At 51.6% G+C, this 15,165-nt stretch carries 24 protein-coding genes; all 24 read left to right on the forward strand.

Features of this window, described 5'->3' with window-relative positions; all coding sequences use genetic code 11:
* Positions 1-8: 8 nt before the first annotated feature.
* The 24 genes from fusA to secY all read left to right on the forward strand — a co-directional run bounded on the left by fusA (position 9) and on the right by secY (position 15,162).
* A complete protein-coding gene (gene fusA, locus ACOBQJ_RS12790; RefSeq protein ID WP_421072147.1) occupies positions 9-2,081 on the forward strand; it encodes an elongation factor G in 2,073 nt (690 codons plus the stop codon).
* Positions 2,082-2,157: 76 nt separating this feature from the next.
* Positions 2,158-3,360, forward strand: a complete 1,203-nt coding sequence (gene tuf / locus ACOBQJ_RS12795) for an elongation factor Tu (RefSeq protein WP_421072135.1) — start codon at positions 2,158-2,160, stop codon at positions 3,358-3,360.
* Between the two features lie 210 nt (positions 3,361-3,570).
* The gene (rpsJ, locus tag ACOBQJ_RS12800; RefSeq protein WP_134213409.1) at positions 3,571-3,879 is read left to right on the forward strand and encodes a 30S ribosomal protein S10; all 309 of its coding nucleotides are present in this window, start codon (positions 3,571-3,573) and stop codon (positions 3,877-3,879) included.
* A gap of 117 nt (positions 3,880-3,996) precedes the next feature.
* Positions 3,997-4,623: a 50S ribosomal protein L3 gene (rplC, locus tag ACOBQJ_RS12805; protein ID WP_421072258.1), complete on the forward strand. Its 627-nt coding sequence runs from the start codon at positions 3,997-3,999 to the stop codon at positions 4,621-4,623.
* Positions 4,624-4,840: 217 nt separating this feature from the next.
* Complete coding sequence (rplD, locus tag ACOBQJ_RS12810; RefSeq protein WP_421072148.1) at positions 4,841-5,464, forward strand: 50S ribosomal protein L4; 624 nt, start codon at positions 4,841-4,843, stop codon at positions 5,462-5,464.
* A complete protein-coding gene (rplW, locus tag ACOBQJ_RS12815) occupies positions 5,461-5,748 on the forward strand; it encodes a 50S ribosomal protein L23 (protein WP_421072149.1) in 288 nt (95 codons plus the stop codon). The genes rplD and rplW overlap by 4 nt, the downstream gene beginning before the upstream one ends.
* A gap of 26 nt (positions 5,749-5,774) precedes the next feature.
* Positions 5,775-6,599, forward strand: a complete 825-nt coding sequence (gene rplB / locus ACOBQJ_RS12820; protein ID WP_421072150.1) for a 50S ribosomal protein L2 — start codon at positions 5,775-5,777, stop codon at positions 6,597-6,599.
* A 200-nt stretch (positions 6,600-6,799) separates the two neighbouring features.
* A complete protein-coding gene (gene rpsS, locus ACOBQJ_RS12825; RefSeq protein ID WP_421072151.1) occupies positions 6,800-7,084 on the forward strand; it encodes a 30S ribosomal protein S19 in 285 nt (94 codons plus the stop codon).
* 162 nt (positions 7,085-7,246) lie between these two features.
* Complete coding sequence (rplV, locus tag ACOBQJ_RS12830; RefSeq protein WP_421072152.1) at positions 7,247-7,588, forward strand: 50S ribosomal protein L22; 342 nt, start codon at positions 7,247-7,249, stop codon at positions 7,586-7,588.
* A gap of 6 nt (positions 7,589-7,594) precedes the next feature.
* Positions 7,595-8,290: a 30S ribosomal protein S3 gene (gene rpsC / locus ACOBQJ_RS12835; RefSeq protein WP_421072153.1), complete on the forward strand. Its 696-nt coding sequence runs from the start codon at positions 7,595-7,597 to the stop codon at positions 8,288-8,290.
* Between the two features lie 6 nt (positions 8,291-8,296).
* Positions 8,297-8,728, forward strand: a complete 432-nt coding sequence (rplP, locus tag ACOBQJ_RS12840; protein ID WP_421072154.1) for a 50S ribosomal protein L16 — start codon at positions 8,297-8,299, stop codon at positions 8,726-8,728.
* On the forward strand, positions 8,718-8,921 hold the full coding sequence (gene rpmC, locus ACOBQJ_RS12845; RefSeq protein ID WP_421072155.1) for a 50S ribosomal protein L29: 204 nt from the start codon (positions 8,718-8,720) through the stop codon (positions 8,919-8,921). Before rplP ends, rpmC begins: the two co-directional genes overlap by 11 nt.
* A 14-nt stretch (positions 8,922-8,935) precedes the next feature.
* A complete protein-coding gene (gene rpsQ / locus ACOBQJ_RS12850) occupies positions 8,936-9,199 on the forward strand; it encodes a 30S ribosomal protein S17 (protein WP_421072156.1) in 264 nt (87 codons plus the stop codon).
* Between the two features lie 247 nt (positions 9,200-9,446).
* Positions 9,447-9,815: a 50S ribosomal protein L14 gene (gene rplN / locus ACOBQJ_RS12855; RefSeq protein ID WP_421072157.1), complete on the forward strand. Its 369-nt coding sequence runs from the start codon at positions 9,447-9,449 to the stop codon at positions 9,813-9,815.
* A 148-nt stretch (positions 9,816-9,963) separates the two neighbouring features.
* Entirely contained in the window at positions 9,964-10,299 is a 336-nt protein-coding gene (gene rplX / locus ACOBQJ_RS12860) for a 50S ribosomal protein L24 (protein ID WP_421072158.1), read from the forward strand.
* 95 nt (positions 10,300-10,394) lie between these two features.
* Positions 10,395-10,937 carry a 50S ribosomal protein L5 gene (rplE, locus tag ACOBQJ_RS12865; protein WP_421072159.1) on the forward strand — a complete coding sequence of 181 codons (543 nt, stop codon included), beginning with the start codon at positions 10,395-10,397 and terminating at the stop codon, positions 10,935-10,937.
* Positions 10,938-10,950: 13 nt separating this feature from the next.
* Positions 10,951-11,136 (forward strand): type Z 30S ribosomal protein S14, encoded by a 186-nt coding sequence (locus tag ACOBQJ_RS12870; RefSeq protein WP_214080838.1) that lies wholly within the window; start codon positions 10,951-10,953, stop codon positions 11,134-11,136.
* A gap of 101 nt (positions 11,137-11,237) precedes the next feature.
* Positions 11,238-11,636, forward strand: coding sequence for a 30S ribosomal protein S8 (rpsH, locus tag ACOBQJ_RS12875; RefSeq protein ID WP_421072160.1), 399 nt, complete (start codon positions 11,238-11,240; stop codon positions 11,634-11,636).
* A gap of 85 nt (positions 11,637-11,721) precedes the next feature.
* Entirely contained in the window at positions 11,722-12,264 is a 543-nt protein-coding gene (gene rplF, locus ACOBQJ_RS12880) for a 50S ribosomal protein L6 (protein ID WP_421072161.1), read from the forward strand.
* A 69-nt stretch (positions 12,265-12,333) separates the two neighbouring features.
* Positions 12,334-12,702 carry a 50S ribosomal protein L18 gene (gene rplR / locus ACOBQJ_RS12885; RefSeq protein WP_421072162.1) on the forward strand — a complete coding sequence of 123 codons (369 nt, stop codon included), beginning with the start codon at positions 12,334-12,336 and terminating at the stop codon, positions 12,700-12,702.
* Between the two features lie 53 nt (positions 12,703-12,755).
* Complete coding sequence (gene rpsE, locus ACOBQJ_RS12890; protein ID WP_421072163.1) at positions 12,756-13,256, forward strand: 30S ribosomal protein S5; 501 nt, start codon at positions 12,756-12,758, stop codon at positions 13,254-13,256.
* 11 nt (positions 13,257-13,267) lie between these two features.
* Positions 13,268-13,447, forward strand: a complete 180-nt coding sequence (gene rpmD, locus ACOBQJ_RS12895; protein ID WP_421072164.1) for a 50S ribosomal protein L30 — start codon at positions 13,268-13,270, stop codon at positions 13,445-13,447.
* 14 nt (positions 13,448-13,461) lie between these two features.
* On the forward strand, positions 13,462-13,902 hold the full coding sequence (rplO, locus tag ACOBQJ_RS12900; RefSeq protein ID WP_421072165.1) for a 50S ribosomal protein L15: 441 nt from the start codon (positions 13,462-13,464) through the stop codon (positions 13,900-13,902).
* On the forward strand, positions 13,903-15,162 hold the full coding sequence (gene secY / locus ACOBQJ_RS12905) for a preprotein translocase subunit SecY (protein ID WP_421072166.1): 1,260 nt from the start codon (positions 13,903-13,905) through the stop codon (positions 15,160-15,162).
* Positions 15,163-15,165 lie beyond the last annotated feature (3 nt).

The following is a 15,165-nucleotide window of genomic DNA, read 5'->3' on the forward strand; positions in this document are numbered from 1 at the left end:
GATCTTGAATGCGTCAGCTACCACTGGATAAAACTCGAAACATAGGAATAATGGCCCACATTGACGCCGGCAAGACAACTACCACCGAAAGGATCCTGTATTATACCGGCAGGGTCCATAAAATCGGGGAAGTTCACGATGGGACTGCCACGATGGACTGGATGGCCCAGGAGCAGGAGCGCGGCATAACAATAACGTCCGCTGCTACCAGCTGCCTGTGGCGGGACAGCGTGATTAATATCATCGACACGCCAGGCCACGTGGACTTCACAGTTGAAGTGGAGCGCTCCCTGCGCGTATTGGACGGAGCGGTTGCGGTATTTTGTTCAGTTGGAGGTGTTGAACCTCAGTCGGAAACTGTCTGGCGGCAGGCCGACAAGTATGGAGTGCCGCGTATAGCTTATATTAATAAGATGGACCGGGTCGGCGCTGATTTTTATGAAGGCGTTAAAATGATCAGGGAGCGCCTCGGGTCCAACCCTGTGGCCATACAAATGCCGATAGGGATGGAAGACAGCTTTACCGGAGTTATTGACCTGGTCCGGCAAAAGGCAATTATTCATAATGACGACCTGGGCGCAAGCATCCAGGAGACAGAAATTCCGCCTGAATTAGCCGAAGAGGCTGAAAACATGCGGAACCGTTTGATAGAAGCGGTGGCCGAGGCGGACGAAGACTTGATGCTGAAGTACCTTGAAAGCGAAGACCTGTCTGAAGAGGACATCAAAACAGGACTGCGCAAAGCTACCCTGGCGGTAAGAATTGTGCCGGTGCTGTGCGGGTCATCTTTCAGAAACAAAGGTGTGCAGCCTCTGCTTGACGCCATAGTGGATTACCTGCCTGCTCCTACAGACCTGCCCGGGGTAAAGGGGATAAGTCCCGATACCGGCGAGGAAGAAATGCGCCTGCCCACGGACAAAGAGCCGTTTTCAGCCCTGGCCTTTAAAATTATGACGGACCCTTATGTGGGTAAGCTGACTTTTTTCAGGGTCTACTCCGGGCAGTTAAAATCCGGTTCTTATATATTCAACCCCGCCAAAAAGCGCAAGGAAAGGATCGGGCGGATACTTCGGATGCATGCCAACCACCGGGAGGATATTCAGGAAGTCTCCACGGGAGACATCGTGGCCGCGGTTGGTTTGAAAATGACTTCTACCGGAGATACGCTCTGCGATGAAAACGCGCCGGTAATACTGGAGTCGATGGTATTTCCGGAGCCGGTTATCCAGGTGGCTATTGAGCCCAAAACCAAGGTTGACCAGGAAAAAATGGGGGTTGCCCTGCAGAAATTAGCCGAGGAGGACCCCACCTTCAGGATCAACACTGACCCTGAAACCGGCCAGACCCTGATCTCCGGTATGGGTGAACTGCATTTGGAAATCATCGTCGACAGGATGTTGCGGGAGTTCAAAGTTGAAGCTAATGTAGGGCGGCCGCAAGTGGCTTACAAGGAAACCATCCGGAAAAAGACCAAGGCTGAGGGCAAGTTTATACGCCAGTCCGGCGGCCGGGGCCAATATGGCCACGTGGTGCTGGAGATCGAACCCGGCCAGCCTGGCGCCGGCTTGCAGTTTGCCAATAAAATTATCGGCGGCACGATCCCCAGAGAATATATACCCGCTGTTGAAGCAGGGGTAAAAGAGGCCATGGATAACGGCGTCCTGGCTGGTTTTCCCGTTATCGATATAGCCGTCACCCTTATTGACGGGTCCTACCACGAGGTGGACTCTTCCGAAATGGCTTTTAAAATTGCCGGTTCGATGGGCTTCAAGAACGCTGCTTTAAAGGCTGGCCCGGTGCTGCTGGAGCCGATCATGAAAGTGGAAGTGGTCGTAAATGATGAATACATGGGCGATGTGATCGGGGACCTGAATGCCAAGCGCGGCCGGATTGAAGAAATGGGCCCGCGCTACGGGAGCCAGGTAATCAACGCCAGCGTTCCGCTTTCAGAGATGTTCGGCTATGCCACCGACCTGCGTTCCCGCACACAGGGGCGGGGTACTTACACGATGCAGTTTGGCCAGTATGCCCAGATCCCGGATAATATAGCGGAAGGAATTATAGCCAGAAGACACGGGTAAAATATGGAACGTAAAAACCTAAAAAGCATTAATAAGCAAACCACTCATTAATCAGAATCTAAGGAGGAAGAACCAAATGGCAAAACAGAAATTTGAGCGGACCAAACCACACGTTAACATTGGGACCATCGGCCACGTAGACCACGGCAAGACGACACTGACGGCGGCGATCACCCTGGTCCTGAATACAGTAGGCGGGGCGACCGTAAAGAAGTACGACGAAATTGACAACGCGCCGGAAGAACGCGAGCGCGGCATCACGATTAACACAGCACACGTTGAGTACGAGACCGGGAAGAGGCACTATGCCCACGTGGACTGCCCGGGTCACGCCGACTATATCAAGAACATGATTACCGGGGCCGCCCAGATGGACGGTTCAATACTGGTAGTGTCAGCGGCGGACGGGCCGATGCCGCAGACCAGGGAACACATCCTGCTGGCCCGCCAGGTAGGGGTGCCCTACATAGTCGTGTACCTGAACAAGGCCGACATGGTAGACGACCCCGAGCTGTTGGAGCTGGTAGACATGGAAGTGCGCGAGCTGTTGTCCATTTACGAATTTCCCGGAGACGACATTCCCATTATCACCGGTTCGGCATTAAAAGCAATGGAATGCGCCTGCGGCAAGCGGGACTGTGAATGGTGCAAGTCGATCTGGGATCTGATGGACGCCGTTGACGAATACATTCCGACCCCGCAGCGGGCGATAGACAAGCCGTTCCTGATGCCGGTAGAAGACGTATTCACGATCACCGGGCGCGGGACCGTAGCCACCGGCCGGGTAGAGCGGGGCCAGATCAAAGTACAGGAAGAAGTAGAAATAGTGGGACTGAACGACAAGCCCCGCAAGACCGTGGTAACCGGGGTAGAAATGTTCAGGAAGATCCTCGACAGCGGGCAGGCCGGAGACAACGTGGGATGTCTTCTGCGCGGTGTAGACCGGAAAGAAGTCGAGCGGGGCCAGGTATTGGCCAAGCCCGGCAGCATCAAGCCGCTCAAGAACTTCGTAGCGAACGTGTACGTGCTGACCAAAGAAGAAGGCGGCAGGCACACCCCGTTTTTCAACGGATACCGTCCGCAGTTTTATTTCCGGACCACCGACGTGACCGGAGTAACCACCCTGCCTGAGGGAGTGGAGATGGTAATGCCCGGGGACCATGTCGCGATTGATATCGCCCTGATTACCCCGATCGCCATAGAAGAGGGCCTGCGCTTTGCCATTCGTGAAGGCGGCCGCACTGTGGGCGCCGGCGTTGTAACCGGGATCAAGGAATAAACAGATACAGACTTATAATGCGATGAGGTGAAAGGTTGCCAGTTCAGTTGTCAGTAGTGAGTAGTCAGTAGTCAGATTTTTAAAAGGAATTCGCTAAAGCGAATTCCAACAAGCAATCCGACTACCGACAACACACGACCGACTACCGAGATGGGGAATTTTCACCGAGTAAGTCCGCTAATCGGGCGATTAAGGAGGACCTTAAAAAGTATGAAAAGCCAAAAAATCAGGATCAGGCTCAAGGCTTTCGATCACCATATGCTTGATCAGTCCGCCCAGAAAATTGTGGACACGGCTAAAAGGACCGGCGCTTCCGTGGCCGGACCGATACCGCTGCCCACGGAAAAAAATATTTATACAATCCTGCGCAGCCCGCACGTGAATAAAGATTCGCGGGAACAGTTTGAAATGAGGACGCACAAGCGGCTGATCGATATTTTAGAACCAACCCCGAAAACTGTTGACGCGCTGATGCGACTGGATCTGCCGGCAGGCGTGGATATCGAAATTAAGCTCTAAAGAATTAAAAGAAATATCACACTAAAATCTGGCGTCTGACGTCAGGCGACTGATGTAGAGGTAATGTTGGAGGGGTAACTCTTCAACCTCTTATCACAGAAAATTGAGGTGAAAAGCATGCCCAAAGGGATTCTTGGGAAAAAAATTGGTATGACTCAGATTTTTACCGAAAAGGGTTTGGCTATACCGTGCACTATTATTGAAGCCGGCCCGTGCACAATTGTGCAGAAAAAAACTCCCCAAAAAGATGGTTACAGCGCCATCCAGATTGGTTTTGGCGAAAAGAGAGAGCGCCTTTTCACCAAGCCTCTGGCTGGGCATTTTTCTAAAGCCGGAGTCCGGCCGCTTCGCTTTTTGCGGGAGCTAACCGTTGAAGACCCGGAAGCTTACCAGGTTGGCCAGGAAATCAAGGCCGACATCTTTGCCCAGGGCGAAAAGGTCGACGTGGTAGGTACAACAAAAGGTAAAGGTTTCGCGGGCGGCATTAAGCGCCACGGTTTTCACCGCGGCCCTATGGCTCACGGTTCCAAGTACCACCGCCGCCCCGGTTCGCTGGGAGCGAAAGGTCCGGCCAGAGTGTTCAAAGGCAGGAAGCTGCCCGGCCACCTGGGAACTGAAAGGGTTACGGTGCAGAACCTGGAAGTTGTCAAGGTTGACGCCGCCCGGAACCTGATTGCTGTAAGAGGCGCGATACCGGGCCCCAAAGGCGGCCTGGTAATGGTCAAACCGTCAACCAAGTCTTAAGTCGTGAGACGTGAGACTAAGAGAACAGCTAAAGCCCTAAAAACCTGTAAATTATGAAGTTGGAAACCTCACGCCACGATTTGCTGGAGACTAAGAAATCAATACGTGATGTGACAGTGTGACGTTGAAATTAAAATTCCGGGGTCTAAGATGACCCGGAGGGTACCTGACAGGTCCCATGTTCCAGCTCTCACGTCCCATCGAAGGAGGATATAGCATGCCAACAGTAGCGTTGTACAATATCAGCGGCGAGCAGGTCGGCGAATTGACGCTGAAGGATGAGATTTTTGGCGTCGAAGTACATGAGTCGGTTTTGCACGACGCTGTTGTGATGCAGTTGGCCGGCCGCCGCCTAGGCACACATGATACTAAAACCAGGTCTGAGGTCAGCGGCGGTGGCCGCAAGCCCTGGCGCCAAAAAGGAACCGGCAGGGCCCGCCACGGCACCATTCGCTCACCCATCTGGCGCGGCGGCGGGATTGTTTTTGGTCCTCACCCCAGAGACTACGGATACAGCCTGCCGAAGAAAGTAAGGAGACTGGCGCTGAAATCGGCCCTCTCTTCAAAAGTTAACGCGGGTGACATCCTTGTTCTGGATGAGCTTAGGCTTGAAAAGCCCAAAACCAAAGATATGGCCAGGATACTGAACAATCTTAAAGTGGATGATGCCCTGCTGGTGACGGCGGAAAAGGATGAAAGCGTGGAAAAATCCGCCCGGAACATCCCCAATATCAAACCATTGATAGCGACCGGCCTTAACGTTTATGACATACTGGCTTACGACAAGCTGGTTATGACCAGGGACGCTGTTGCCAAGGTCGAGGAGGTGTTTGCACAGTGAAAGACCCGCGCGATGTCCTGAGGAAACCGCTAATAACCGAAAAAAGCACATCCCTGATAGAGGATAACAAATACACCTTCCAGGTGGATCCCAAGGCCAACAAGACTGAGATCAAGCAGGCCGTGGAAAGCATATTCAAAGTCAAAGTGGAAAAGGTCAACACCATGAATGTGAAGGGCAGAATGAAAAGAGTCCGCAATATTCCCGGCAGGACACCTGATACTAAAAAAGCTATAGTCACTTTGAAAAAAGGTGATAAGATAGAAATCTTTGAGGGAGTATAAGCCGGAGATGAAGGAGGTGCACCTTAGTGGCTATTAAAAAATTTAAGCCAACTTCACCTGGCCGTCGTTTTGTGACCGTCTCGGATTTTGAAGAAATAACCAAAACAGAGCCTGAAAAATCACTGGTCGAGCCTTTGAAAAAGACCGGTGGCAGAAACACCCAGGGCAGGCTGACGGTAAGACACCGCGGTGGCGGACACAAAAGGATGTACAGGGTAATCGATTTTAAACGTGATAAAGACGGCATACAGGCAAAGGTTGCCAGCATCGAGTACGACCCCAACCGCTCATCCCGCATCGCGCTGCTTAATTACGCGGACGGCGAAAAACGGTACATCATAGCTCCGGTTGGCCTGACAGTTGGCCAAACGGTGGTATCCGGCCCCGGATCCGACATTAAGGTGGGCAACTGCCTGCCGCTTAGAAATATTCCGCTGGGCACAATGATCCATAACATAGAGCTATATCCGAAGGGCGGCGCTAAATTGGTCCGCTCGGCTGGCGGCTCGGCCCAGTTAATGGCCAAGGAAGGAAAATACGCGAATATCAGGATGCCGTCAGGCGAAATGCGCCTGGTGCTGCAGGACTGCCGCGCCACCATCGGCCAGGTCGGGAACGTTGAGCACGAAAACATAACCGTAGGTAAAGCCGGCCGCAAGCGCTGGATGGGTATTCGCCCCACTGTCAGAGGCGTAGTGATGAACCCGGTTGATCACCCGCACGGCGGCGGCGAAGGCCGTTCACCAATCGGCCGCAACCCTGTGACACCATGGGGCAAACCGGCTTTGGGCGCCCGTACCAGGAAGAAAAAGCCAAGCGACAAGATGATCGTTAAGAGAAGGACCAAGTAAAATGGGACTTGAGACTTGAGACGTGAGACGTGTGATTAGGAAATTCTCAAGGCCATAAAACATTAAAAAATTTAGTTCGTAGGTCTAGAGGTTAGTGGTTAAGGGAATGAAGGTGCTTTTTATCGGACATAAGTACCTGCACATTATAAAATCCCACGTCCCACGACTCACGACTCACGACTCAGAGGGGAGGTTCCGTTTTGGGCCGTTCATTAAAAAAGGGGCCGTTCTGTGAACAAAGGCTTCTCGAAAAAATAGAAAAGATGAATGAAACCGGAGAAAAGAGGGTAATTAAGACCTGGTCTAGGGCTTCAACAATCTTTCCACAGATGGTAGGCCATACGATCGCGGTGCATGAAGGCAGAAAGCATATTCCTGTTTATGTCACCGAGGATATGGTTGGACATAAACTGGGTGAATTCGCGCCCACCAGGCTTTTCAGGGGTCACGGACACCATACTGAAAGATCTACTGCGCTTAAATAGACTTAGTAATGAGACGTGAGACGTGCAATGAGACGTGAGAAATGAGACTTGAGACGTGAGAATAATTGACAGGCCTTAAGGGTCTAAAAAACCCGAGAGAAATGCTAGAATCCCACGACTCACGACTAAAACGACCCACGACTAAATTGGGAGGTAATACCGGTGGAAGCTAAGGCCATAGTCAAATATGTAAGGATATCCCCGCGTAAAGTCCGCCAGGTGGTGGACCTTATCCGGGGTAAAAAAGTAAATGAGGCCCTGGCTATTTTAAGATTTACACCCAAAAGGGCCTCGGAGGTAGTTACCAAGGTGGTCAAATCTGCGGCGGCAAATGCTGAAAACAATATGCAGATGGACCGGGACGAGTTATTCGTAACCTCATGCTATGTAGACCAGGGCCCCACTTTTAAACGATACCAGCCACGGGCCCAGGGCAGGGCGGATATACTGCGAAAGCGCACCAGTCATATAACCGTAATGGTGGGCGATAAAAAGGAGGGATAAATCTAAGTGGGGCAAAAAGTTAATCCTATAGGCCTCCGGATCGGGATCATAAAGGATTGGGAAGGCAAGTGGTTTGCTGAGAAAAGGAACTACGCCGGCCTCTTGCACGAGGATATAAAAATTCGCAGGTACATCAAGAAAAAGCTTTTCGCGGCGGGTATTTCCCGGGTTCAGATCGAGCGGGCGGCCAACCGTGTGAAAGTGTCGATCCATACCGCCAAGCCCGGCATAGTAATCGGCCGGGGAGGAGCGGAAGTGGAAAACCTGCGCAAGCAGCTGGAAAGCCTTGCCGGCAAGCAGGTCAACGTGAACATTGTTGAAATCAAGGTTCCTGAACTTGACGCCCAACTTGTAGCCGAAAACGTGGCCGCCCAGCTGGAAAAGAGGATTGCTTTCAGGCGCGCCATGAAACAGGTTGTATCGCGTTCCATGAAAATGGGCGCCAAGGGTATCAAGATCTCCTGCGGCGGCCGGCTGGCCGGGGCGGAAATTGCCCGCAGTGAGTGGTACAGCGAAGGCAAGGTTCCCCTCCATACCCTGCGTGCAGATATTGATTATGGGGTTGCTGAGGCAAACACGACTTACGGGAAAATAGGAATTAAAGTATGGATTTATAAAGGAGAAGTTTTGCCGGCAGCCAAGGTTCCCGCAAAAACCCCGGTCAGGGGAGGGAAACCAGCTCCCGGTGAAGGAGGCGAATAAGCAAACATGCTTATACCGAAAAGGGTAAAATACCGTAAACAGCACCGCGGCCGGATGACAGGAAAGGCCAAGGGCGGCAGGGAAATCAGTTTTGGCGAGTACGGGCTCCAGGCACTCGAGCCGGCCTGGATCACCAACAGGCAGATTGAAGCGGCCCGTATTGCCATGACCCGTTATATTAAGAGAGGCGGTAAAGTCTGGATCAGGATTTTCCCGGACAAACCGGTAACCGCTAAGCCGGCTGAAACCCGCATGGGTTCAGGTAAAGGCACCCCGGAATACTGGGTGGCCGTGGTGAAACCGGGCCGCATTATGTTTGAACTGGCAGGCATTACTGAAGATATAGCGCGTGAAGCCATGCGGTTGGCTTCTCACAAGCTGCCGATCAAAACCAAGTTTGTTAAACGCGGGGAAGTGGGTGAGGTCAATGAAGGTTAAAGAGCTGAGGGAATTGACCGATGCCGAGCTTGGCAAAAAGCTGACCGACTCCAAAGACGAGCTCTTTAAGCTGAGATTCCAGATGGCTACGGGACAGCTGGATAATCCTATTAAGTTGCAAGAAGTCCGGCGCAAGATCGCGCGGGTCAAAACAATAATTCGTGAGCGCGAGTTGGGGATCCAGCGGGCGTAAAGGGGGGTAATGAAATGGAAAAGCGTGGAATGCGCAAGGTGCTTACCGGTAAAATAGTAAGCGACAAAATGGACAAGACCGTGGTTGTGGCCGTTGAATCCCTGGTCAGGCACCCCCTGTACCAGCGCACCATTCGCCGCACCAAGAAGTTTAAAGCGCACGATGAAGAAAATTCCTGCCGTATCGGCGACAAGGTAAAGATGATGGAAACCAGGCCCCTCTCCAAAGAAAAGCGGTGGCGTATTATCGAAATTCTGGAAAGAGCGGAACAAATATAAGAGTGAGAAGTGCGACAGATGAGACGTGCTGAATGAGACGTGAGACGTGAGAATGAAAAAGAGACGTTAGACGTGAGAAATGAGACGTGAGAATGAATGACAAGCCTTAAGGGTCTTAAAAGGCCCCGATAGGAATGCATGAATCCCGCGACTCACGACCCACGACTCAAATATCTCACGACCCACGACCCACTACCCACGACCAAAATGTTCCACCTCCCACTTTGTCAGTAAGGAGGTAGTAGTTGTGATCCAAGTCCAAACTATGCTTACCGTAGCGGATAACACCGGAGCACGCAGGCTTTTATGCATACGTGTTCTGGGCGGGGCACTGCGCCGCTATGCCAGTGTGGGTGATATTATCATTTGTTCCGTAAAGGAAGCCAACCCTGGCGGTGTTGTTAAGAAAGGTGACGTTGTAAGGGCTGTGGTGGTCCGCACCAAAAAAGAAGTTCGTCGCCCGGACGGATCCTATATCAAGTTTGATGAAAATGCCGCGGTGGTCATCAAGGATGACCAGAGCCCGCGCGGTACCCGTATCTTTGGGCCGGTCGCGCGGGAGCTGAGAGATCGCGATTTTATGAAAATCGTTTCTCTGGCGCCTGAAGTACTCTAAAGATGTGAGTAATGAGACGTGCAATGAGACGTGAGAAATGTAGGTGCGGCTTCAGCCGCACATCTTTGGCGGGATAAATCCCGCCCTACAAAGGAATACATGAATCCCAACGTCCCACGATTCACGGCTCAATGGAGGTGAACAACACATGGCTGAACAAAAAGCTAAACAGAAGGTCCACGTCCGCAAAGGTGACACGGCACTGGTGATAGCCGGAAAAAACGCCGGTAAAAAAGGGAAAGTGCTCAGGGTGATCCCGGACAGCAGCAAGGTTGTTGTCGAAGGAGTCAACGTTGTGAAACGCCACACCAGGCCTACTCAAAAGTTGCCGCAGGGAGGCATTATGCAAAAGGAAGCTCCTATTCACAGTTCAAATGTTATGCTTTACTGCAGCAAATGCAACAGCCCGACCAGGGTCGGCAAGAAAATCCTTGAAAACGGTGAAAAGACACGCGTTTGCAAGAAGTGCGGCGAGTCCTTATAAGCAGTGAGCAGTCAGATTGATGAAAATCGCCTGTGCGTAATTTAGCATACAATCCGACTTGCAGATAAACAACTTCCGGGAAGGGAGGTAGTAAAGTGTCCAGGCTTAAAGATAAATACAAGAACGATGTTTTACCAGCCCTGATGCAGAAGTTTGGATATAAAAGTATCATGCAGGCTCCTAAAATCGAAAAAGTAATCGTGAACATGGGCTTGGGTGAAGCCATCCAGAATTCCAAGATTATCGACGCAGCGGTAAACGACCTGATGATCATCACCGGCCAAAAACCGGTTACCACCAAGGCGAAGAAATCAATTGCCGCGTTCAAACTGCGTGCCGGAATGACTGTCGGCGCAAAGGTAACCCTGCGCGGGGAGAGAATGTACGAGTTCGTGGATAAGCTGTTCAACATAGCGCTGCCCAGGGTGCGGGACTTTCGCGGCATCTCGGTAAAGTCATTCGACGGTCGCGGCAATTTCAGCATGGGTGTCCGTGAACAGCTTATTTTTCCGGAGATAGATTACGATAAAATCGACAAAATCCGTGGTATGGATATAATTTTTGTAACCACGGCAAAAACAGACGAAGAAGCCAGGGAACTGCTGAGGCTAATGGGCATGCCATTCAAGGCAGCATAAAGGAGGGAAGATTGTGGCAAAAAAATCTTTGGTCTTAAAAGCGGCACGTCCTCCAAAATTTAAAGTACGGGCATATAACAGGTGTAAACTTTGCGGCAGGCCTCATGCCTATATGAGGAAATTTGGAATCTGCCGGATCTGCTTCCGGGAGCTGTCTTATAAGGGTGAACTTCCGGGAATCCGCAAAGCCAGCTGGTAAAGCAGGGGACCAGTAGTAAGAGGCCTTGAGAATACTTGGGGAAATTTCCTTTGAGTTTATCGGTATTAAAGGCTTCTGTATTAAGGAAGGAGGTTAGTTGCATGGTTATGACTGATCCGATTGCAGACTTCTTAACCCGTATTCGCAACGCCAACACGGTTTATCATGATAAAGTGGAAGCTCCTGCCTCCAGGATGAAAAAGGCTATTGCCGCCATTCTGCGGGATGAAGGTTTCGTCAAGGAATATGAGTATATCGACGACGGAAAGCAGGGAATTATCAGGGTTTATCTGAAATATGGCGCCAATAAAGGGCGTGTGATTACCGGATTAAAGCGCATATCGAAGCCGGGCCTGAGGGTCTATGCCAGAAAAGACGATGTGCCGAAGGTCTTAGGCGGCCTTGGTATCGCGATAATATCCACTTCTAAAGGTATTATGACTGACAAGAGAGCCCGCAAGGAAGGGCTTGGCGGCGAGGTAATCTGCTACGTTTGGTAATCTTAAAGGGATTTGCGCAGCAAGTTCCATAAGCAGCCCGACGCGTAATTTAAGCGAATGAAGGCTGAATTGGGAGGTGTAATGGATGTCCAGAATTGGCAAGCAGCCTATTCCAGTGCCCCCTGGCGTTGACGTAAAAATTGAAGGGACGAAGGTCAGGATCAAAGGCCCCAAGGGTGAGCTGGAAAGAGAACTGCACCGTGATATGGTTATTAAACAAGAGGAAGGACAGCTGGTTGTAGAACGGCCGTCTGACAATAAACTGCACAGGTCGCTGCACGGTTTAACCCGTACCCTGCTCAGCAACATGGTGGTGGGTGTTACCGCCGGCTTCCACAAAAACCTGGAACTGGTCGGTGTCGGCTACCGCGCCTCCAAGCAGGGCAATAAACTGGTGCTGGCAGTAGGTTATTCTCACCCGGTTGAAATTGAACCGGAAGCAGGCCTGGAAATCGAAGTCCCCGTGCCGACCAAGATTAGTATCAAGGGCACTGACAAGGAAAAAGTCGGCGCGCTGGCGGCAAAGGTGCGCTCAGTCCGGGAACCCGAACCGTATAAAGGTAAGGGTATTAAATACGAGGGTGAAAAAATCAGGCGCAAAGCCGGCAAGGCCGGAGCCAAAAGGTAAGAATTAGGACTTATATGGTCCGAATTCATAAAGGCTTTTGCATATGGCCTGAAGGGAGTGAATCATAACATGCTGAACAAAACCAGCCGAAAGGAGCTGCGGGGAATCCGGCGCGAAAGGGTCCGCAAGAAAATCCAGGGCACTGCCGAGCGGCCCAGGCTAAACGTGTTCCGCAGCCTTCAAAATATTTACGCTCAAATCATTGATGATGAAAACGGGAGAACACTGGTGTCGATATCGACCCTGGCGCCTGAATTAAAAGGAAAGCTGCCTTCCAGCAGCAATTCCGCGGCGGCGGCGGCGGTCGGCCAGCTGCTGGCGCAAAAAGCGGTGGAAGCCGGGATCAAACAGGTTGTATTTGACCGCGCCGGATATGTTTACCACGGCCGGATCAAAGCCCTGGCGGACGCTGCCCGGGCCGGCGGGTTGGAATTTTAAAAGGTCCCTTACAGGTAGATATTCCTGGATTACGGTGAAAAGGAGGGAAATAGATGGCGAGAATTGACGCCAGCAAACTGGAAACGACAGAAAAAGTGGTTTATATCAACCGTGTGGCCAAAGTGGTCAAGGGCGGACGGAGATTCAGCTTTTCAGCTCTGATGGTGGTCGGAGACGGCAATGGTCACGTCGGTTACGGACTCGGCAAGGCAGGGGAAGTTCCGGAAGCTATCCGCAAAGGTATTGAAGACGCAAAAAAATCAATGATAGAAGTTCCTATTACCGGCACGACCATTCCCCATGAAGTTACTGGAGTATTTGGCGCGGGCAAAGTTCTCTTAAAACCTGCCGCCCCCGGTACCGGTGTTATCGCCGGCGGCCCGGTGCGGGCTATTCTGGAACTGGCCGGGATACGCGACATACTCACCAAGTCACTTGGATCAAATAACGCCAATAATATGGTCCGCGCGACCATGGTCGGATTAGCGAGTTTAAAGACTATTGAAGATGTTGCCCGGTTAAGAGGAAAGACTGTAGAAGAGTTGTTAGGCTAGGAGGGAAGATTGTGGCTAAGTTGAAGATAACCCTGGTCAAAAGCCTGATCGGCCGCCCGGAAGACCAGCGGGTCACTGTGCGCACCCTGGGCCTGACCAAAACAAACCGTTTCGTCATACAGGAAGACACACCCCAAATCAGGGGCGCGATAAATAAAGTCAGCCATTTGCTTAAGGTTGAGGAAGCATAAGGGAGGTGGGACAAGTGAAACTGCATGATTTAAGGCCGGCTCCCGGAGCAAGGACAAAGCCGACCCGCAAGGGTCAGGGTATCGGTTCAGGCCTGGGCAAAACGGCCGGCAGGGGTCACAAGGGGCAAAATTCCCGCTCCGGCGGCGGTGTGCGACCCGGTTTTGAAGGCGGACAGATGCCGCTGCAGCGCCGCATGCCCAAGCGCGGGTTCTATAATCCTTTTTCTAAAGAAATTATAGCGATTAATATAAGCCAATTGAATCGATTCGAAGACGGAGATGTGGTGACTCCAGAAACACTGCTCGCCGCCCGGGTAATCAAGAAAACAGCCGATGGCGTAAAAATACTGGGTAAAGGCAACCTGGAAAAATCCCTTACAGTTAAAGCCCAGGCATTTAGTAAGTCGGCTGAAGAAAAGATTGCGGCAGCCGGTGGCAAAACTGAGGTGATTTAATTGCTGGGAAGTTTCAAGACTGCGTTTAAGGTCTCTGAATTAAGGACAAAGCTTCTTTATACGCTTGGTATGATCTTTATATTCAGGCTGGGTGCGCACATACCGGTACCGGGGGTTAATCCGGAACGGTTCGCCGACCTGGTTAACAGCGGTGTCATTTTCGGTTTTTTTGATATCATATCCGGCGGCGCTTTAAAGAACTTCTCCGTATTTGCCATGGGTATCATGCCCTACATCAACGCGTCCATTATCCTGCAGCTGCTGACGGTGGTAATACCGCACCTGGAGCGGCTTAAAAAAGAAGGCGAGGAAGGACGTAAAAAGATTACCCAGTATACCCGTTACCTTACCGTTATCCTTGCTTACATCCAGGGTATCGGTATGGTTGTGGGCGTCAGCGGGTCGCTGCAGAACCCCGGTCCGCTGGCTTATGCCATGACCGCGCTTACCATCACAGCCGGGACCACTTTCCTGATGTGGATGGGCGAGCAGATAACTGAAAGAGGTATCGGCAACGGCATTTCACTCTTAATCTTCGCCGGAATTGTTTCCAGGGTACCGCAGGGCGCGGCCAGGCTTGGCGAATACCTTAACGCTGGAACGATAAACATTATCAGCCTTATACTCCTTGCAGTCATCGCGGCGCTGGTAATAGCGGGCGTGGTAGCGGTGCAGGAAGGGCAGCGCCGCATCCCGGTGCGTTACGCGAAAAGAGTAGTAGGCCGCAGGGTATACGGGGGGCAGACTACACACCTGCCGTTAAAAGTAAACCAGGCCGGCGTTATGCCTATCATTTTTGCCTCATCCCTGCTGATGTTCCCGGAGACCATCATTAAGATGTTCCAGGGCAGCGCGGTGGCGAATTTTTACGGTACGTACCTGGGTTGGGGAACTGCCGTGCACACAATAATCTATGCGCTGCTGATCATTGGCTTTACTTATTTTTATACCGCGGTAGTTATGAACCCGAACGATGTGGCAGACAACATTAAAAAGTACGGTGGATTTATTCCGGGTCTGCGCCCTGGACGGCCCACCGCTGAATATATCAGCAGGATCATGAGCAGGGTTACCCTGTCCGGGGCTTTATTCCTGGCTTTGATCGCGATCCTGCCGAACTTTGTGCTGCTGGCCACCAAAATACCCAACGTCTACTTTGGAGGCACGTCCCTCCTGATTGTCGTGGGTGTCGCTCTTGATACCATGAAACAGGTTGAATCACACCTTCTGATGCGCAGCTACCAGGGCTTTATTAAGTAGGTG

Source organism: Pelotomaculum propionicicum (genome assembly GCF_048984525.1).
Taxonomy (GTDB): Bacteria; Bacillota; Desulfotomaculia; order Desulfotomaculales; family Pelotomaculaceae; genus Syntrophopropionicum; species Syntrophopropionicum propionicicum_A.